The sequence below is a fragment of the Actinopolyspora mortivallis genome (genome assembly GCF_003001495.1).
Classification (GTDB): domain Bacteria; phylum Actinomycetota; class Actinomycetes; order Mycobacteriales; family Pseudonocardiaceae; genus Actinopolyspora; species Actinopolyspora mortivallis_A.
The window spans coordinates 1-17380 of sequence record NZ_PVSR01000025.1 but is presented as its reverse complement, the minus strand read 5'-3'; the positions used below and the strand labels follow the sequence as shown (position 1 = coordinate 17380).

20 protein-coding genes and 1 pseudogene are annotated in these 17380 nt (G+C 69.9%); 12 read left to right on the top strand and 9 right to left on the bottom strand.

Going from position 1 to position 17380, the window contains the following annotated elements; genetic code table 11:
* Positions 1 to 5 precede the first annotated feature (5 nt).
* Complete coding sequence (locus CEP50_RS13615; RefSeq protein WP_106114370.1) at positions 6 to 926, bottom strand: DUF389 domain-containing protein; 921 nt, start codon at positions 924 to 926, stop codon at positions 6 to 8.
* Positions 927 to 1014: 88 nt separating this feature from the next.
* Positions 1015 to 2241: an MFS transporter gene (locus tag CEP50_RS13610; RefSeq protein ID WP_106114330.1), complete on the bottom strand. Its 1227-nt coding sequence runs from the start codon at positions 2239 to 2241 to the stop codon at positions 1015 to 1017.
* An 83-nt stretch (positions 2242 to 2324) separates the two neighbouring features.
* On the opposite strand from CEP50_RS13610, the gene CEP50_RS13605 reads away from it, so the two are divergent.
* The 4 genes from CEP50_RS13605 to CEP50_RS13590 all read left to right on the top strand — a co-directional run bounded on the left by CEP50_RS13605 (position 2325) and on the right by CEP50_RS13590 (position 5818).
* Positions 2325 to 2969, top strand: a complete 645-nt coding sequence (locus CEP50_RS13605; protein WP_106114329.1) for a TetR/AcrR family transcriptional regulator — start codon at positions 2325 to 2327, stop codon at positions 2967 to 2969.
* Positions 2970 to 3076: 107 nt separating this feature from the next.
* Positions 3077 to 3796 (top strand): hypothetical protein, encoded by a 720-nt coding sequence (locus tag CEP50_RS13600; RefSeq protein ID WP_258175227.1) that lies wholly within the window; start codon positions 3077 to 3079, stop codon positions 3794 to 3796.
* 114 nt (positions 3797 to 3910) lie between these two features.
* Positions 3911 to 4684 (top strand): SDR family NAD(P)-dependent oxidoreductase, encoded by a 774-nt coding sequence (locus CEP50_RS13595; protein ID WP_106114327.1) that lies wholly within the window; start codon positions 3911 to 3913, stop codon positions 4682 to 4684.
* Between the two features lie 273 nt (positions 4685 to 4957).
* Positions 4958 to 5818, top strand: coding sequence for an SAM-dependent methyltransferase (locus CEP50_RS13590; protein WP_106114326.1), 861 nt, complete (start codon positions 4958 to 4960; stop codon positions 5816 to 5818).
* An 82-nt stretch (positions 5819 to 5900) separates the two neighbouring features.
* On the opposite strand, the gene CEP50_RS13585 is transcribed toward CEP50_RS13590, so the two are convergent.
* Positions 5901 to 6398, bottom strand: a complete 498-nt coding sequence (locus tag CEP50_RS13585; protein WP_258175226.1) for a GNAT family N-acetyltransferase — start codon at positions 6396 to 6398, stop codon at positions 5901 to 5903.
* A gap of 162 nt (positions 6399 to 6560) precedes the next feature.
* On the opposite strand from CEP50_RS13585, the gene pyrE reads away from it, so the two are divergent.
* The 3 genes from pyrE to CEP50_RS13570 all read left to right on the top strand — a co-directional run bounded on the left by pyrE (position 6561) and on the right by CEP50_RS13570 (position 9068).
* The gene (gene pyrE / locus CEP50_RS13580; protein ID WP_106114324.1) at positions 6561 to 7139 is read left to right on the top strand and encodes an orotate phosphoribosyltransferase; all 579 of its coding nucleotides are present in this window, start codon (positions 6561 to 6563) and stop codon (positions 7137 to 7139) included.
* Positions 7140 to 7200: 61 nt separating this feature from the next.
* On the top strand, positions 7201 to 7920 hold the full coding sequence (locus tag CEP50_RS13575; protein WP_219905470.1) for a TrmH family RNA methyltransferase: 720 nt from the start codon (positions 7201 to 7203) through the stop codon (positions 7918 to 7920).
* Positions 7921 to 8126: 206 nt separating this feature from the next.
* Positions 8127 to 9068: a DUF368 domain-containing protein gene (locus tag CEP50_RS13570; RefSeq protein ID WP_106114368.1), complete on the top strand. Its 942-nt coding sequence runs from the start codon at positions 8127 to 8129 to the stop codon at positions 9066 to 9068.
* A 52-nt stretch (positions 9069 to 9120) separates the two neighbouring features.
* On the opposite strand, the gene CEP50_RS13565 is transcribed toward CEP50_RS13570, so the two are convergent.
* The 4 genes from CEP50_RS13565 to CEP50_RS13550 all read right to left on the bottom strand — a co-directional run bounded on the left by CEP50_RS13565 (position 9121) and on the right by CEP50_RS13550 (position 12133).
* On the bottom strand, positions 9121 to 9336 hold the full coding sequence (locus CEP50_RS13565) for a hypothetical protein (protein ID WP_106114323.1): 216 nt from the start codon (positions 9334 to 9336) through the stop codon (positions 9121 to 9123).
* A gap of 53 nt (positions 9337 to 9389) precedes the next feature.
* Positions 9390 to 10547, bottom strand: a complete 1158-nt coding sequence (gene nagA, locus CEP50_RS13560) for an N-acetylglucosamine-6-phosphate deacetylase (protein WP_374957098.1) — start codon at positions 10545 to 10547, stop codon at positions 9390 to 9392.
* A 251-nt stretch (positions 10548 to 10798) separates the two neighbouring features.
* Positions 10799 to 11401: a DUF1707 domain-containing protein gene (locus tag CEP50_RS13555; protein WP_106114321.1), complete on the bottom strand. Its 603-nt coding sequence runs from the start codon at positions 11399 to 11401 to the stop codon at positions 10799 to 10801.
* Positions 11402 to 11542: 141 nt separating this feature from the next.
* Positions 11543 to 12133 carry a SigE family RNA polymerase sigma factor gene (locus CEP50_RS13550; RefSeq protein WP_106114320.1) on the bottom strand — a complete coding sequence of 197 codons (591 nt, stop codon included), beginning with the start codon at positions 12131 to 12133 and terminating at the stop codon, positions 11543 to 11545.
* A 96-nt stretch (positions 12134 to 12229) separates the two neighbouring features.
* On the opposite strand from CEP50_RS13550, the gene CEP50_RS13545 reads away from it, so the two are divergent.
* From CEP50_RS13545 to CEP50_RS13530, 5 genes are all read left to right on the top strand, one after another.
* Positions 12230 to 12511 (top strand): YciI family protein, encoded by a 282-nt coding sequence (locus tag CEP50_RS13545; RefSeq protein WP_106114319.1) that lies wholly within the window; start codon positions 12230 to 12232, stop codon positions 12509 to 12511.
* Between the two features lie 973 nt (positions 12512 to 13484).
* The gene (locus CEP50_RS19920) at positions 13485 to 14180 is read left to right on the top strand and encodes a hypothetical protein (protein WP_146134809.1); all 696 of its coding nucleotides are present in this window, start codon (positions 13485 to 13487) and stop codon (positions 14178 to 14180) included.
* 79 nt (positions 14181 to 14259) lie between these two features.
* Positions 14260 to 14418 carry a hypothetical protein gene (locus CEP50_RS20160; RefSeq protein WP_181188382.1) on the top strand — a complete coding sequence of 53 codons (159 nt, stop codon included), beginning with the start codon at positions 14260 to 14262 and terminating at the stop codon, positions 14416 to 14418.
* Positions 14419 to 14792: 374 nt separating this feature from the next.
* Positions 14793 to 15209 carry a DUF3151 domain-containing protein gene (locus tag CEP50_RS13535; RefSeq protein WP_106114367.1) on the top strand — a complete coding sequence of 139 codons (417 nt, stop codon included), beginning with the start codon at positions 14793 to 14795 and terminating at the stop codon, positions 15207 to 15209.
* A gap of 84 nt (positions 15210 to 15293) precedes the next feature.
* Positions 15294 to 16382, top strand: coding sequence for an FUSC family protein (locus tag CEP50_RS13530; RefSeq protein ID WP_026449408.1), 1089 nt, complete (start codon positions 15294 to 15296; stop codon positions 16380 to 16382).
* A 22-nt stretch (positions 16383 to 16404) separates the two neighbouring features.
* Here the strand turns inward: CEP50_RS13530 and CEP50_RS13525 are convergent, their stop codons facing one another.
* On the bottom strand, positions 16405 to 17052 hold the full coding sequence (locus tag CEP50_RS13525; protein WP_106114317.1) for an HNH endonuclease family protein: 648 nt from the start codon (positions 17050 to 17052) through the stop codon (positions 16405 to 16407).
* A 116-nt stretch (positions 17053 to 17168) separates the two neighbouring features.
* Positions 17169 to 17380: pseudogene (locus tag CEP50_RS13520) on the bottom strand (hypothetical protein); the annotation flags it as partial.

Below are 17380 nucleotides of genomic sequence, written 5' to 3'. Positions count from 1 at the left end.
CCGGGTCAGTGGGCGCGGGGCAGGACGTGCTCCCGGCGGAGGAACAGGGTGAGCACCGCCGCGAGGGTGATGCCGGAGAGGTTGACCGCCAGTTGCAGGAAGGCCTCGCCGCACTGGGTCCAGTGCCCGGCGACGGCGGCCAGCGCGGCGAAGCCCGCTGCGGGCACGGTGGTCACCGAGATGAACACACCGATGAGGGCCCCGGACTTGTCCGAGGTGAGCGCGAGCATTCCCGCGGCACCGGCCAGCAGGGAGATGATCACCGAGTAGGGGCCGACGTGGTAGACGAACGCGGCCCGGCCGAGGTGGTCGAGTTCGGTCGGGTCGAAGAGCCCGACGAGGCGGGCCAGCGCCGCTCCCAGGACGGTCACCAGGATGGCGACGGGATAGCCCACACCGAGCGCCAGGCCCGCGCTGCCCGCCAGGGAGCGGCGTTTGCCGACGGCGGCCACGGCGAGCGCGGCCAGGGGGCCGAAGTCGGGGCTGACGACCATGGCGCCGACGAGGGTGATGGCGGAGTCGGCCAGTACCCCGACGGCGGCCAACAGGCAGGACAGCACGAGGAAGGCGAGGAAGACGCCGTTGAGGCGGGACTCCTCGCCGGTGGTGGTCACGAGCTCCTCCCAGATGACGGCGTCGGCGGCGTCTCCGGGAGCCGCGCGTTCGACGGCCTCGGCGGTCTCGGACTCCAGGGTGTCGATGCCGGTGAGGCTGATCTCGCCGGTGCGGGCCACCCCGAGGTCGGTGAGCTGGTCGAGGACGTGTTCGGCGCTTTCGCGGGCCACGGCCGCCTCGACCACGTCTCCGGGAGGCTGGACGGCGACCTCGCGGGTGACGACCAGGTGGGCGATGCCGAGGTCGGCGCGCAGCAGGGCGAGCACGGCGTCGGTGTGGTGCGCCGAGCAGACCACGCGCAGGTGCAGCATGCGGCCCAGTCTGGACACCGGGCGGTGTCCGCACCCGTTGGACGGGGTGTGGGCGGCGCACCCGGCCGGTGCGCCGCCGGAGCGGTCGTCACCGCCGCCGGCCGCTTCCCACCCCGGCGAGCACCGCGAACGTCGCCGCCGCCACGGCGAACACGATCGTGGCGGTGTCCAGCCCGAACAGCGTGGTCAGGTAGCCGAGCAGGATGCTGGAGCCCCCGGCGGACAGGTAGGCCACCACGTAGATCATCGCCGAGGTACCCGCGCGTTGGTCGGGCGTGGCCAGGGCGCTGAGCATCCGGAACCCGCCCGTGAACATCAGTCCCCAGCCCGCACCCAGCACGAGGGATCCGGCGAACAGCAGCACGGCGCTGTCGAGGACCACCGCCCCGGCCACGGCGGCGAGCCCGACCACCAGTGGCACCACCGCCAGTCGTACGGCGCGTGTGCCGTGCCATCCCGCCGCCAGCACCTGCGCGACACTGCCGACGCCCGCCAGCACCGTCACGGTCAGCCCACCGGCGAGACGTGGTGCGCCCTCGGCCAGTCCGGCCGCCACCGACGGGCCGAGGGACATGAACATCCCGCCGACCGTCCAGGCGGCCAGCATCGTGGTGGCCAGCAGCGCGAAGGCCCGTCCCTGTCCTCGCGGCACGGTCGGTCGTTGCGGACGCAGGATCCGCCGCACCCCGGCCCGGCGGCCGGTCACCGGTTCGGGCATCGCCAGGATCCCCAGGAACAGGACCACCAGGGCGGCGACGAGCACGAGGTAGCTGAGTCGGGTGGGGGCGGGGGCGAACTGGACCAGCGCTCCGGCCAGCACCGAGCCCACGGCCATGCCCGCCGCGGCGGCGCTGCCGTTCACCAGCGGGCCGCGTCCGCTGCCCCGGGGTTGGAAGTCGAGCAGGGTGGCGCTGACCGCGCTGGTCACGGCACCGGTGGCCAGTCCCTGGAGCACGCGTCCCGCGCACAGCCATCCGACGCCGGGGGCGAAGGCCAGCACCAGCAGCGAGACCGCCTCCAGCGCCGTCGCACCGAGCAGCACGGGTCTGCGCCCCAGTTGGTCGGACAACGAGCCGAACAGCAGCAGCGCCGCCAGGACTCCCACCATGTACACGGCGAAGACCACGGTCAGCACCGTGCTGGAGAAGTGCCACTGCCGCTGGTAGAGGGCGTACATGGGGGAGGGGGCCGTGGAGGCCGCGAGGAACACCGCCAGCACGGTGGCTGCGAGGGCGAACGAACCCGTCGGCGACAGGGTGCGCCAGGGTCGCGGGGACGGTGGGGAGGCGGTGTCGACCGCCGCTTCTGTCGGCATGGTTCTCCTCGCCGGAACGGAGCATTCCGCTTCGGCAACACGCGTCCGGAGGGGAACATTCCGGTTCGGGGTAGCATGTGGTTATGCCCACAACCCGACCGACGACCGACTACGACGAGCGCGTGATCGCCGCCGCCCGCGAGGTGTTCACCCAGTACGGTTTCGCGGCCCCGATCTCCGAGATCGCCCGGCTCGCCGGGGTCGGGGTGGCCAGCATCTACCGCCGCTACCCGAGCAAGCGGGAACTCGCCGAACAGGTGCGGATCGCCAGTACCTCCCGGATCATCGAGGAGGCCGAGGACGCCCTGGCCCGGGAGTCCGAGCCCTGGGAGGTGCTGCGGCGGTTCATGTACGGATGCCTGCGGGAGCACACCGGCATCGGGATGGTGCTTCCCCCGCACGGAGGGTGCGAAGGGTTCTCGGAGGAACTGCTGCGGTTGCGCGGTCGGATGATCTCGCTGGTGGAACGGATCGTGACCGCAGCCCAGGAGGCGGGGGAGCTGCGCGCGGACCTGCGGGCGGCCGACGTGTTCGTGCTGTTCAAGCACCTGAACCCACCGTTGGCCACGGACGAGTCCCGGCGGGCCGAGCTGCGCGCGCGGTACCTGACCCTGGTGTTGCCCGGACTGCGGGAGGCTTCCGTCCCGCTGCCCGGACAGGCCCCGGAGTGGGAGGAGCTGCGCCGGATGTGCGAGGAGGGCCCCACCCCGGATCACTCGAAAGAGTGAGTAGCGAGGGGGCGTGAGTGCCCTCGGCCTCCACCGGGTGTCGGAAACCGTTCCTCCCCGGGGAAGGTGATCTTCGCAGTGATCGCGTGGCGGACTACCCTGCGCGTGTGGGCATACCTGCATGGGGCTGGTTCGTCGTGGCGGCCGTCGCGATCGGGGCGGGCGTCGCGCTGTTGATCACCGACCGCGCGCGGCGAACGGCGAAGAACCGGGAGAGACGACGTTGGGCGGCACTGCGTGGATGGCAGTTCGCCGAGTACGACCAGGTGCTGCCGAGCAAGTGGCAGCACGGACTGCTGCCCCAGTACGGCGGGGCCGTGGCCACCGACATCGTGGTGGGGTCGACGTTCACCGCGGACGGTCGACGCCAGGTGTCGGTGCTCGACCTGGTCATGGCGGGCAGAACGGTCGCCGTGCTGGTCGGGCTGCGGTGCCGCAGGTCCATCGCCACCACCCTGGAGCTGTGGCTTCCCGAGGTTCCCGTCCCCCGGGACTCCGAACTGGACCTGCTCGGCCCGGTCGGCTCGCGCTACGCCTTCGTCGGTGACGTGGCCACGGCCCGTCCCCTGGTCACTCCCGACGTGGTGGACGTGGTCGAGGAGTTCGACGAGGACGTCACCGTGGTGTGGGCCGAGAACGACTGGGTGCTCGCGGCTCTGGAACCGCACGCCGCCGACCCCACCCAGCTGGAGAGCGCACTGCGTGCTCTGGGGAAGCTGGCCGACCTGGTCGACCCGTTCGAGGTGGATCCCAACGAGGAGACGGAACGGGACGAGGACGGCGGACCCGCCGACTCCGAGGACACCGTGCGGGACGGCACCTCCTGACGGGGCCGGTCCGTCCGGCGGGACGGGGCCGGCCACCCGCGGGTCCGTTCCGGCAGTGACGGGAACCGTTCTCGTGTGCGGGGCCGCCCGCACCACGCCGGTAGGGTGCGGGCCATGTCTACCGCTCTCGTGACAGGTGCGACGGCGGGCATCGGCCGGGCTTTCGCCCGCCGGCTCGCCGCGGAAGGATACGACCTGGTGCTGGTCGCCCGCGACGCCGAGAGGTTGCGTTCCCTGGCGGAGCTGCTGCGCGAACGCTACGGCACGAGCAGTGAGGTGCTCCCGGCGGATCTCACCGAGGACTCCTCCCTGCGCGAGGTGGAGCAGCGTCTGGAGGACGCCACCCGCCCCGTGGAGCTGTTGGTGAACAACGCCGGTTTCGGCACCTCGGGGGCCTTCTGGGAGACCGATCCCGAGACGCTGCGGACCCAGCTCGACCTGAACGTGACGGCGGTGCTGCGCCTGACCCGTGCCGCCGTGCCGGTAATGCGCAAGCTCGGACGCGGGGACGTGCTCAACGTGTCCAGCGTGGCCGGGTTCTTCCCGATGTCCGGCTCCACCTACGCGGCCACGAAGTCCTGGGTGACCACCTTCTCCGAAGGGCTCGCCGCGTCGCTGGCCGGCAGCGGGGTGCGTGTGATGGCGCTGTGCCCCGGCTTCACCCGTACCGAGTTCCACCAGCGCGCCCGGCTGGAGATGGACCGGCTGCCGAAGGCGTTCTGGCTGGACGCGGACACGGTGGTGCACGAGGCGTTGGGTGACCTGCGCGGGGGTCGTGTGGTCTCGATCCCGGGTGTGCAGTACAAGGCGCTGGTGGCGCTGGGGAAGCTGGTGCCGCAGGGATTGCAGCGTCTGCTGGTGACCAGGACGGCCCCGGACCGCACCTGATTCGGGGGTTTTCCGTTCGGGTTTTCCGCACCGAGGGGTGGCCGGGGTTCCGCGGGGAACCGGCCACCCCAATAATGTGAATTCTGATCGCATTTAGGGTGTGGGGGGATGGTTCCGGTTCCCGGAAAAGCTGTTATTTTCCGCGGACACCCCCGATCGGTTCGAGGGTGTTTTCCACGAAACCACGAACACGCGGAAAGATTCTCCGGACGCGGCGGTGGCGGAACACGCTTCCGGTCCGTTCGGCGGAGACCGCGGAACCGGAGTCGCCTCATGACGAAAGGACCGCGGCGGGAGAGCACGCTCGTCGGTGCTGCCACCGAGGACGCCTACGACGTGTTCGCCCCGCTGCTGGAGAAGTACTGGGGACCGGACCTGCACAGCGGCTACTGGGACGATCCCGAGGACGACACCCCGCCGGAGCGGGCGGCGGCCAGACTCACCGAGATCGTCACGGACCGGCTGCGGGTCGGCCCCGGAAGTCGGGTGCTCGACGTGGGATGCGGCAACGGCCGTCCCGCCGTGTCCCTCGCCGCGCGCACCGGCGCGCGGGTCACCGGCATCGACGTCAACCGGCGGGCCCTGCGGGCCGCGACCGCGCACGCCCGGGACAGCGGCGTCGAGCAGCTCGTCTCGTTCGAGTGCGCCGACGCGCTTCGCCCGCCCTTCCCGGCGGGCAGTTTCGACGCGGTGGTCCTGTTCGAGGTCACGCCGCACTTCGAGCTGGACGAGCTGTTCCCGGCCCTGGCCCGGTTGCTGCGTCCCTCCGGGAGGCTGGTGCTGGAGAGCCCCTACGCGCGGGTGAGCCCCACCGAGCGGATGCGGCAGCGCACGGCCGAGTACTACGAGCTGATCGACGCGGTCTCCCTGGAGACCCTGGGCGGACACGTCGGACTCGCGGAGTCCGTCGGGCTGCGTCCGGTGGAGTTCCGCGACGTCACCGAGCACACCGCCCCCACGTGGCCCCGCCTGCTGGAACGGCTGCGGCGGAACTGGGGCGAGGTCGAGCGCTGCCTGGGCGCGGAGACCGCCGAGCACGCCGTACGGGTGGTGGGCCGGTGGCGGGAGATGCCCGAGATCGGAAACATGATCATGACTCTGGTGCGCGCGGACGACGTTCTTCCTCCGGGCTGAGTCGGGGTGAAGGGGCGGGTTCGTGACGTCCGTGGCGGGGGAGCGGAACTCACGAACCCGCTCCTTCGACCGGATCCGCCTGTCACGCTTCGCTGGCGACGGTTTCCGTGGTGCGCTCCGGGGTTTTGATCCATTCGAGGGTGGGAGCGCTGAACAGGCTCACCGTGGTCAGCTCGGTGAAGCCGAGCGAGCGCGCCAGCAGTTTGGACTGCCGGTTCGAGGTGGCGATGTCGGCGACGATGCGGGTGGCTCCGGCGTTGTAGAGCGCGCGGATGCTCGCGTCCCCGAGCTTGGTGGCCAGTGCCCTGCCCTGGAAGGCGGGCAGGATGCCGATCCACTCGATGTGGCCCCACGTCTGGTTGTTCAGGAAGGGCATGGAGGCCAGCACGAATCCCACCGGTGCCCCTTCGAAGAGGGCCACGTGGCAGGCCTCGGGTTGCTGGTCCAGGTGCCTGGCTATCGCGCTCAGCGACCAGGTGGAGTACGGGAACTCCGAAATGTCGAAAACCCTGTTTCCGATTTCGAGCACTTCGGGGACGTGTCCGCTCGTCATGGGGTGTATCTCAGCGATTGATGTCATGGCGGAAATAGTAACCGCTCGGATTTCTCAATTAGTTGTCCCCTTTCGGATCACACTACAGAGTGAATTTTTCTATTTTTGTGCAATTGTGCGCGTGTCGCTGTCAGGCAACTCGCCCACCCTGTGCAGGCAGCGGCGCGGGAGATCGCCCGAGCGGGCGGTATGCTTTCCGGCGTGGAGGCACAACCCGCACACACCACGCTGGACCAGCGACGTCGCGAACGGCTCGCCGCTCTCGTCGAGGAACTCACGGTCGTGCGCCAACAGGTCACGCTCTCCTCCGGCAGGCGGGCCGACTACTACGTGGACCTGCGTCGGGCCACCCTGCACCACGAGGCGGCCCCGCTGATCGGTGAGCTGCTGGGACAGCTCACCGCCGACTGGGACTACACCGCCGTGGGAGGGCTGACCCTCGGAGCGGACCCGGTGGCCACCGCGATGCTGCACGCGGCCTCCACCCCGCTCGACGCCTTCGTCGTCCGCAAGGACGCCAAGAGGCACGGGATGCAACGCCGTATCGAGGGACCCGACGTGACCGGGCGGCGCGTGCTCGCCGTCGAGGACACCTCCACCACCGGGGAGAGCGTGCTCACCGCCGTGGAGGCGCTCCGCGAGGCCGAGGCGGAGGTCGTCGGTGTGGCCACGGTGGTGGACCGCGACACCGGCGCGCGGGAGGCGATCGAGCGGTCCGGGCTGCCGTACCGCTCACTGCTGGGGTTGGCGGACCTGGGGCTGGCATGAGCGAGTTCCTCGTATCCCGCGGGAGGTTTCCTGTCGACCCGGCCGGGGGCGTGCAGCAGCGATGACCACCGACAGTGTCCGCTTCCGCAACGAGCAGGCGGACTCCGCGCCCGGGGCCGCCGACGGTGCCGCCCCCGAGGGCTCGGAGCCCGGGCCCACCGAATGGGGAACCACCGTGGGGGTGGGCCCGTGGCAGGGGGAGTGGCCCACCGACGAGCGCTACGACCCCGAACTGCTCGAACACGGCGACCGGCGCAACGTCGTGGACCAGTACCGCTACTGGCGGCGTTCGGCGATCGTGGCCGACCTCGACGCCCGCCGCCACGAGTTCCACGTGGCCATCGAGAACTTCCAGCACGACCACAACATCGGCACGGTCGTGCGCACGGCCAACGCCTTTGCCGCCCGGGCGGTGCACATCGTGGGGCGCCGGCGCTGGAACCGGCGCGGAGCCATGGTCACCGACCGCTACCAGCACGTGCTGCACCAGCCCGACCTCGACGAGCTGCGCTCCTACGCCGACCACCACGGGCTGAGCGTCGTGGCGGTGGACAACACCCCGGGAGCCGAGCCGATCGAGCGGGTGAGCCTGCCGCGCTCCTGCGTGCTGCTGTTCGGGCAGGAGGGCCCCGGGCTGGGGGCGGAGTCGCGGCGCGTGGCCGATCTCGTGGTCTCCATCGCCCAGTTCGGCTCCACCCGTTCGATCAACGCGGGGGTGGCCGCCGGGATCGTGATGCACACCTGGATCCGTCAGCACGCCGACCTGGCGAACTCGTGGTGACCTTCCGCCCGTCCGAGCGGGTGGGCGGAGCCGTCCGGCCCTGGACGCGCCTCGTTCACCGGCCGGTGGCACCATGAGGGCACTTTCCCCGCCCGGCGTCCGCGCGGTCCGGACGGACCGCGGGGGCATCCCGTGTGCGGATCTCGCCGGTGACCGCCGACGGAAGCCGGTTGGCCCGTCCGACGTCCCACAACGAAAAGCAGGTCATGGTCACATCAGCGCGCTCGTATCTGGCTCATCTGGTCCGTGGGGGACTGATCGGCACCGCCGAGGTCGTCCCCGGTGTCAGCGGCGGGACCATCGCCCTGGTCACCGGTATCTACGAGGCCCTCATCGGCTCGGCCGGTCACCTGCTCAGTGGGCTCAGGCTCGCCGTGGTCGACGTTCCGCGCGGCGCGGGCTTCTCCCGTGCCGGGGCCGAACTGCGGCGGGTGCGCTGGGACGTGGTGCTTCCGGCTCTGGTCGGTCTGGTGTGCGCCGCGCTGCTCGCGGCCAAGCTGCTGGAGCCGGTGCTGGAGCAGCACCCGGTCTCGGCGCGGGCGGTGTTCTTCGGGCTGGTGCTGGCCTCGCTGTGGGTGCCGATCTCGATGGTCGGCAGGTCCTGGCGGTTCTCGGAGGTGGTCACCGCCGTGCTGGTGGCCGCGCTCGCCTTCGTGCTGACCAGTCTGCCGCCGACCTCGGTCTCGCCGAACCCGCTCTTCGTGGCGCTGGCGGCGGCCGTGGCGGTCTGCGCGCTGGTGCTTCCCGGGGTGTCCGGTTCGTTCTTCCTGCTGACGCTGGGCTTGTACGAGCCGACGCTCTCGGCGCTCAACGACCGGGACCTGGGCTACATCGCGACGTTCGCCCTCGGGGCGGTCGTGGGGCTGGGCCTGTTCGTGAAGCTGTTGCAGTGGCTGCTCGACCACCACCGGCGCGGGACGCTGGTGGTGATGACCGGGGTGATGGCCGGGTGCCTGCGTGCCCTGTGGCCGTGGCAGGGCGAGGAGAGCAGGACCCTGATGGCCCCCTCCGGGGACGTGGGGACCGTCGTGCTGTTCTTCCTGCTCGGGCTGGGGGCGGTGGCCGCCGTGCTGGTCGGGGAGCACTTGGCGCTGCGCGGGCGGGGCTCGGACGACGCTCCCACCGAGGAGATCACCCGGGTGAGCTGAGGCGGCGGGCCGCTCCCTCCGTGGCTGCCGACGGTCGTGCCGCCAGCGGCGGTCAGAGCAGGGTGATCGCCCCGGCGAGGCCACCCGCGAGGATGCCGAGCAGCAGGGCCGTCAGCAGCACCCGCAGCACCGGCAGTCGGGGTGGTTCCTCCGGTGCGGGAGGTGCCTCCGCCTCCGGGGCGGGTTGGGCGCCACCCGCGGCCTGGGCGTGCAGCGCCGCGGACAGCATCCGCTCCGGTGGTTTCTCGTCCCGTTCCGAGGCGCTCATGCCCTCACTCTAGAACTCCGCCGGGATGCGGTCGGTGTTCCGGGGCGGGGTGCTCAGCCCGGCACCTCGGGGGTGACCCGGCAGCCGTTCTTGTACACCTCCAGGGGACGGAGCCGTTCGTCGAGCACCACGAGGTCGGCGGCCAACCCCGCCCGGATCGAGCCCAGACGGTCGGAGAGGCCGAGCAGTTCGGCGGGTCTGGTGGAGCAGGCGGCCACCGCCTCGGTGATGTCGAGCCCGCAGCTGTGCACCAGGTTGCGCAGCGCGGTGTCCATGGTCAGCGTGCTGCCCGCCAGGGACCCGTCGGCCAGCCGGGGCTCCCCACCGGAGACGGTCAGCGGAAGATCGCCCAGTTCGTAGTGGCCGTCACCGGCGTCGGTGGCGCTGATCGCGTCGGTGACCGCCACGGTGCGTCCCGTGCCCGCGTAGCGGGCCACCAGCCGTGCCACGGTCGGGTGCAGGTGCACCAGGTCGCAGATCAGTTCGACGGTGACCCGTTCGTCGGCGAGCAGGGTCCCCACCGGTCCCGGTTCCCGGTGGTGCAGCGGGCGCATCCCGTTGAACAGGTGGGTGGCCACGGTGGCCCCGGCGTCCACGGCCGGTGCCACCTGCTCGGCGAGGGCGTCGGTGTGGCCGACGGCCGCGATGACGCCGGACTCGGACAGCAGCCGGATCGCCTCCACCGAACCGTCCAGCTCGGGGGCGAGGGTGACCATCCGGACGGCTCCCTCGCCCGTGGCCAGCAGGCTTTCCACGGACTCGCGGTCGGGGGAGCGCAGCATCGCGGTGTCGTGGGCGCCGCACCGCACGGCGGACAGGAACGGTCCCTCCAGGTGTATCCCGGCCAGGTGCCCGGCCCGGACGGCGGGCAGCAGGCTCCTGATCTGTTCGTGCAGGTTGGGCAGCGAGGTGGTGACCAGGCTGGCCAGCATCGTCGTCGTCCCGTGGGAGCGGTGGGTCGCGACGGTCCTGTCGATCTGTTCGGGACGGCGGCTGGTCAGCGATCCGCCTCCGCCGCCGTGGCAGTGCATGTCCACGAACCCCGGCACGATCCATCGGCCCGTGAGGTCTCCCGACGGTTCGGCTGGGGGGGTTCCCTCGCCGACTTCGGCGATCGTGCCGTCGGCGATGCGGATCCAGCCGTTGTCCAGGATTCCTTCGTCGGTGACGATCCGGCCGCCGAGGACGGACGGTCCGGTTGGTTCGGTGATCACGGTGTCGGAGTTCCTTCCAGGGGCGCTCGGCGATGCCGTGGGCCGGTCGTCCTCCGGTGGCGTCGGGCGCCCCGTGTTGCCGGGCGGGTGTTTCGGGTTCGTGCTCGATACTGCGACACCGACCTTACTTTGGTCTACACCACCTGTCGCACACGTGGTGTTCACCGCTCTTTCGGAGGAACAGGCTGCTGTATCGATTCACATCACGGGAGGGCACTCCCACACGACGGGAGCCTCCGCTGCTACCGCTACCGCTTCTTGCGGGGCACGCGGCGCACCTTCACCCCGCCCCAGAAAGCCATCCCGGACACGGTCACCCGTTTCGAACTCCGGGCCGTGGGCGGGGGCACGTGCCTGTCGAAGCCCCCCATGAGACCGATGCCCCGCACCCGGACCTCCACGTCCTCGGGCACGAACACCTTCACCCCGCCCATCACGGCGAAGCAGCGGATCACCGTCTCGGTGGAGGAGAAGGACGCCTCGCGCAGGTCGATCCGGCCACCGCCCCAGAACGCGAACGCCGAGAACCGCGAGGCGATCCGCCACCGCCCCCGACGCAGACTGGCACCGAGCACGGCCACCGCCCGGCGCGACTCCCCGACCGGCTCCGGCGCCTCGCCGGACTCCGACGACGGTGTCACGAGCTGGTGTGCCTCGCCCTCGCCGGCCTCGGGAAGGTCGGCGACCAGAGGGGTCAGCTCCCCGTAGGTCCGCGTGCGGTACAGCTCGGCCATCCGTTCGTCGAACTCGTGCAGGGTGATCCGTCCCTGGTCGAAGGCCCTGCCGAGTACGGCCGCGATGCGCTCGCGGTCGGCGTCCGAGGCGCGCAGTTCCGACTGTTCGTCCGACACGGGGTCAACCTACTGGAGCGGGGCGGTTCTTTCCGAGGGGGAGCGACTCGTCGTCCGGGAGATCCGTTCCCCGGCCTCCGGACCGTGACACACCCCCGGCTCACGCGCCGGCATCCGAATCACCCCCAGTGGATCCACGGTTCAGGAGGTGCCCAGGTGCTTCTGCAGGGCCTCCAGCGCCCTGCTGGCCGTGGACTTCACCGTCCCCTTGGACACGCCGGTGGCCTCGGCGATCTCCCCCTCGGACAGGTTCCCGTAGTAGCGCAGCACCAGGACCTCGCGCTGCCTGCGCGGCAGGTGTCCCAGCGCCTTGACGATTGCCTGGTGCTCGGTCGACAGCATCGCCAGCGACTCTGCGGAACGCGCGTCGGGCTGGTGCGGGGGCTGGTACTCCCGGGCCGTCTTACGGCGCCGCAGCACGGAACGACTGCCGTTGACCACGGCCGTGCGCAGATACCCCACGGCGGCCCTGGCGTCCCGCAGCTGTGCCCAGTTGCGGTACAGCCCGGTGAAGGCCTCCTGGACCACGTCCTCCGCCGTGGCCGGATCGTCCACCAGCAGGATCGCCAGCCGCACCATGCGCATCCGCTGTTGCCGGTAGAGGTCCTCCAGCGTCAGCGGCGCGTTCGTGACCTGCTCCTCCTCCGGCTCGCCCGCCGCGTCCAGGGTGCGTAGGTGGCCGAGAGTGCGCTCGACCGAGCGTTCGACTCCGCTGGTTCCGTCCCCGATCACGGTTCCGCAAGGTACCTTCCTCGTCGGGGGTGCGTCTGCTTTCCCTGTAGGGTCCGCAAGTAACTTGTTACAACATCCTGTTACCGGGGACCGCACATGACCACATTCGTCGTAGAGATCCGTTACACCTCGGACCGTGAGCTGCTCGAACGGACCCGGCCCGCCCACAGGGAGTACGCCCGCTCGCTGGCCGAACGCGGGGTGCTGCTCGCCGGAGGACCCCTCGTCGACGGTACCGGGGGGCTGCTGGTGTACGCCACGGCCGACCGGGACGAACTGGACTCCCTGCTCGCCGCGGATCCCTACACCGAGGCCGGAGTGATCGCCGAGACCACCGTGCGGGAGTGGAAACCGCTCACCGGCAGCTGGCTCGGCTGAGGCGTACGGGAGCTCGGCAGGTCGGTTGTCCCCGGAAGCCGGTAGGCCTCTCGGGGCGGCTGGGGCGAGTACGAGGCCGCTTCGACGTCGGACGCGTCGAACGACACCGATGATTCGGACCGAACGGGCCGAGACCGGAGCACGAGATCTCGCACAGCCTCTCGGCTGCTCATTCGGCCGCTGTTGCTGTTGTTGCGCCGGGGCTCGTGGAAGCAGCCCTTGGTGGATCGTGCTCCTGTTGCAGGAAGCCGACCAGCGCGAGGGCTGCGGCTGCTAGCCGTAGTTACCGGGAGAGTCGTTCAGAGGGCCCGCGGGGTTCACTGAGGATGGGGAGGCTACCTCCGCTGTATCCAGGAGCTCTGGATACAGCTCTCCGCTAACATCCCGTGGACACCGTTGCGCCGTTGTGTCCACCTCTCACACGTTGATGTCGGTGAGTTCACCGTGACCGAATGCGTTCGAACTCGGTGGTGTATTCCAACGGCGCGTGTACACGTGGCTGCTATGAGGACGATGCCGTGCTGGCTGATCGCCGGTCGATGTCATATCGGTAGTCGCATTCCAACCGTACTGAACTGGTCGAGCTCATCAGACGACTTCGGGATCAGTGGTGGAGCACGCCCCCGGATGTCGTTGCATCTGACGATCCCGTTATCGACGGTCGGGGTGACCCGCCGCCGACTCCATCCTGGAACCCTGCGGCGACCGTCCCCGTGGGGCGTCCATAGGTGAGGTCATTGGGTCAGTGTTCGTTTTCTGTCACTACGTGAACAAGGATTGGCTGTGTCGCGAAAACACGAATTGTCGCGAATAATAAAAATGTTATCCAAATTGCTGGATTTTTCCTGGGTTGATTGTCTTGTGTCTTTTGCCACTGGTGTGGCGGTTGACCGAAAGAAGTGTGCATGGGTAATTTTTTATTTGACCGAATCGAGTTTCGGTTAAATTTTTTCCGGAGGAAAGGGTGTGTGCTGTGGTGTTCTCGATCGGGGCATCGCGCTACATTGGCGCGGCAACTTTAGGGATTGTGGCTTTCGTGGGTTCTGGTGCGGTCGCTTTCGCTGATGATCGCTCGAGTGGTGTGAATTCAGGTGTTTCCGCTCGGGCGGTTGTTCGAGCAGGCGACAGCCAGGAGAAACGCCAGCTTGTTTCCAGTGATACGCTCAATCAAGTCAAACCATACGTGTCCGTCGACTCAAAAGGTGTGACGATGACTGTCCCCGAGGAGGTCGAGAAGAATCTTCCTCGGAAGGAAATGGAGCAGCTCCGGGAGTACCAGAGTCAGATCAACCAGTTGATCGCTGACGGTGCAGCGGAAGTTCGGCCGGATGGAACCATTGTCCCGTCCGATTCTGCTGAAGGGAGGAATAGCGAACTTCTTCGGGCGCCGACAGGGCATGGTTACGTGAAAGCGCACTGGTACGGACTGGAGGTCGCCTTCGATTCCTGGGTGCGGAACAAGATCAACTCGACCGGCGGGGTCGGTGCCTTGGTCGGAGCCATCGCTACGGGCCCGTGGGCTGTCGTTATTGAGGCAGCGTCCGGTGTCATCGTTGCCGAGGCCAACGCGTGCGCGCACGAGGACGGCTATACGTACATGTACTTTATCGGAGTGACCGCGCCTGTCACGGGCGGAATTCCCACTCCTGTTTGCAATCCCTTCGGGTGATCGAGTGACTATGCCATTGAAGACGGATGGACTCAAAGAATCGTCGACCTTTCGCTGGACCGGTTTCGTGGTTTCGCTGGTGCTGGCATTGGCAGCGGCGATCGCCGGGTTGGTCGCCCTTTTCACGGGAGTGGGCAGCACACCTGTGGTAGTGCTGTTGTTCTGCTATCTGGCGTGCAAGCTGGTGCTCTACGTCTTGGGCTGGCGGACACCGTTGTACGACAACCCGTCCCGGTAGGGATTGTGCGGAAGGTGTCGAGGTCATCCCGCCCGCGACGGCGGAAGACCTCGATACAGCCGCTGGTCGCGAGGTGCTCCGGGCCGGACGGTCGAGTCGCCGAGGACGAGCCCTCCACTCGGTCTGGGCGACGACCTCCTCGGACACACCCCGGGCCGGGCCGCCTCCGGCCAGGAACGTGACCGGGCGGAACGGTCGTCGGACAGGTGGGACGCGGCGGGTCGTGGTCGGCACCGAACACCACCGGCGCCAGTGGTTCACCGGAGTCGGACTCCCACAACCGCCGGACCGGTGTGGTTCCCCCGAACGTGCCGAGTTCGGTGCGGCGCGCTCACGCCGCGAACGCGCGGGTACGTGGCTGGCAGGATGTGACCATGACGTCGCAACGAAACCTGTTGGAACCTCCGGAGACCTTCCTGCCGGAGGACAGCGCTGCCCAGGCCGATCTCGACGAGGGCAACTCCGCCACCGACGTGGCCGCCCGCCACCCCACCTACAGCGCCGCGTGGGCGCGGTTGGCCGAACTCGCCCTGGAGTCCGGGGAGACCGTGGCCGCCTACGCCTACGCCCGCACCGGCTACCACCGGGGACTGGACGCGCTGCGGAAGGCGGGATGGAAGGGCTTCGGCCCCGTCCCGTGGAGCCACCGTCCGAACCAGGGCGTGCTGCGTTCCGTGGCGGCCCTGGCCAAGGCGGCGCGGGCCATCGGCGAGGACGACGAGTACGAACGCTGCCGCCAGCTGCTGGCCGACAGCGATCCGGCCGCGTTGGAGGCCACCGGTCTCGACTGATCCGGCCGGGACTCCTCGTGCCGACGGCCGGGACGGCGAGTCCTGGTGGCTCGGCGCCGTGGGTCGGTGACGGATAATGCCGCCGTGCAGCGATTGCGCGAGGAACTCGGCAGGCGGATACGGCGTCTGCTGCGCACCGGCATCCCCATCGTGCAGTGTGCCGTGGCCGCAGGACTGGCCTGGCTGATCGCCCGGCAGGTGGTCGGACACCCGCAACCGTTCTTCGCCCCGATCGCCGGGGTGATCGCCCTGGGGGTCTCCCTGGGGCAGCGGTTGCGTCGGGCGCTCGAACTGGTCGCCGGGGTCAGCGTGGGCGTCGGAGTGGGCGACGTGCTGATCTCGGTGATCGGCACCGGACCCTGGCAGATCGCCCTGGTCGTGGCGCTGGCCATGGGCACGGCGGTGCTGCTGGACGCCGGCGGGGTCATCGTCATGCAGGCCGCCTCGTCCTCGGTGCTGGTGGCCACGCTGCTGCCCCCGGCCACGGCCGGGGGACTCAACCGCATGGTCGACGCCGCGATCGGCGGGCTGGTGGGGCTGATCGTGGCCGCCCTGCTGCCGCAGAACCCGTTGGCCGTGGCACACCGTCACGGACGCGTGGTGCTGGGGGAGCTGGCCGACGCGTTGCGCGGGGTGTCCGCGGCGATGGCCGGGGAGGACGTGGAGGCGGCTTCGGACGTGCTGGCCCGGGCGCGTCGGAGCCAGCGCTCGGTGGAGGAGCTGCGTTCGGCGTTGGCCACGGGCAGCGAGATCGCCCGCTTCGCCCCGATCCGCTGGCACCGGCGAGCCGACCTGGAGCGTTACCAGACCGCCTCGTCCCCGGTGGACCGGGCGTTGCGCAACACCAGGGTGCTGGCCCGGCGCGCCCTGGCCGCGCTGCGGGACCACGAGCGGGTTCCCCGGCCGCTGCCGGGGATGCTGGAGGAACTGGCCGGGGCGGTGGTGCTGCTGCGGGACGAGCTGGCCGACGGGGCGGAGCCGGTGCGGGCTCGGGAGGCGGCCCGTGCGGTGGCACGGCGCACCACCGTGCGCCTGCTGTCCGAGACGGACTTCTCGATGCAGGTGGTGGTGTTGCAGATCCGGTCGATAGCGGTGGACCTGCTCCAGGCCACCGGCCTGGACCGTTCCGAGGCACTGGAGGCACTGCCCTCCCTGCACCCCGAACAGGAGTGAACGGGCGAGTCGGTGGGTTCTCTCAGCAGTCCCGGAGCACGTCGAGCAGCGCCGCGCGTTCCTCGGAGGTGACCGTCAGTTCCCAGTCGTGCTTGACCCGCACCCAGGCGGCCGCGTATCCGCAGTGGACACTCTCGTCCGGGGGCATCCACTCGTGGGGCGGGTCGTCCCCCTTGGACCGGTTGACGTTGTCGGTCACGGCCACCAGCTGGGGGCCGTCCAGGTCGTTGGCGAAGTCCTCGCGTTCGTCCGTGCTCCACGCGGAGGCCCCGGAGCGCCACGCCTCCGCGAGCGGCACCACGTGGTCGATGTCCAGGTCGGAGGGGTCGGTCCACGTGCCGTCGTCGTACCAGCTGTCCCACTCGCCCGCGGTGGGATAGCAGTCCTCTCCGGTGGAGACGTCCGAACCGTCCCGGATGAGCACGCGTTCGCGCACGTTGCAGTTCTTCCCCTCGGCCGCGCTCCAGTGCGGGAAGCGGTCCCGGTCGTAACCGTCCATCGAACCGGTGGGAGCGACCTCGGTGGACTCCAGCAGCTCGGTGGCGCGTGCCGGACTCGGGATCCCCGGCGGGGCGGACTCGGACACGCTCGCATCCGGTTGGCCGGCGCAGGCCACGGTCGCCAGAACCGGCAGCACGGCCAGGGCCAGACGCGGTCTCGTGGAGCGCATGGTCGGTCTCCGTTCCCGGACGGGGTCGCCTCTTGATCATCCCGGTTCCGATCTCGGTCGTGCAAGACGCCGCAGCGGTGAGCAATCCCTCCGGACGGTCCGCCGAGTGCGTCGTCTCACGGGCGGACCAGCAGCAGGTCCCTGGTGTGCCGGTACCAGGCGCACCGGGTCAGCGGCCGGGGGTGGGCGACGCCGTCCCGGTGGACCGTGGCGGACTCGAAGCCGGCCTGCATCGCGCGCCCGCCGGCGGTCTCGCGCCGCCGACGCAGCAGCCCCCGGTGGGTGACCCTGGTGGTGAGCCCGGTCTCCACGGGGGCGGGCAGGGTGG

Coding starts and splice junctions, on each gene's coding strand:
- CEP50_RS13615 (WP_106114370.1), bottom strand. CDS start 926: ATGCTGCACCTGCGCGTGGTCTGCTCGGCGCACCACACCGACGCCGTG.
- CEP50_RS13610 (WP_106114330.1), bottom strand. CDS start 2,241: ATGCCGACAGAAGCGGCGGTCGACACCGCCTCCCCACCGTCCCCGCGA.
- CEP50_RS13605 (WP_106114329.1), top strand. CDS start 2,325: ATGCCCACAACCCGACCGACGACCGACTACGACGAGCGCGTGATCGCC.
- CEP50_RS13595 (WP_106114327.1), top strand. CDS start 3,911: ATGTCTACCGCTCTCGTGACAGGTGCGACGGCGGGCATCGGCCGGGCT.
- CEP50_RS13590 (WP_106114326.1), top strand. CDS start 4,958: ATGACGAAAGGACCGCGGCGGGAGAGCACGCTCGTCGGTGCTGCCACC.
- CEP50_RS13585 (WP_258175226.1), bottom strand. CDS start 6,398: ATGACATCAATCGCTGAGATACACCCCATGACGAGCGGACACGTCCCC.
- pyrE (WP_106114324.1), top strand. CDS start 6,561: ATGCTTTCCGGCGTGGAGGCACAACCCGCACACACCACGCTGGACCAG.
- CEP50_RS13575 (WP_219905470.1), top strand. CDS start 7,201: ATGACCACCGACAGTGTCCGCTTCCGCAACGAGCAGGCGGACTCCGCG.
- CEP50_RS13570 (WP_106114368.1), top strand. CDS start 8,127: ATGGTCACATCAGCGCGCTCGTATCTGGCTCATCTGGTCCGTGGGGGA.
- CEP50_RS13565 (WP_106114323.1), bottom strand. CDS start 9,336: ATGAGCGCCTCGGAACGGGACGAGAAACCACCGGAGCGGATGCTGTCC.
- CEP50_RS13545 (WP_106114319.1), top strand. CDS start 12,230: ATGACCACATTCGTCGTAGAGATCCGTTACACCTCGGACCGTGAGCTG.
- CEP50_RS13535 (WP_106114367.1), top strand. CDS start 14,793: ATGACGTCGCAACGAAACCTGTTGGAACCTCCGGAGACCTTCCTGCCG.
- CEP50_RS13525 (WP_106114317.1), bottom strand. CDS start 17,052: ATGCGCTCCACGAGACCGCGTCTGGCCCTGGCCGTGCTGCCGGTTCTG.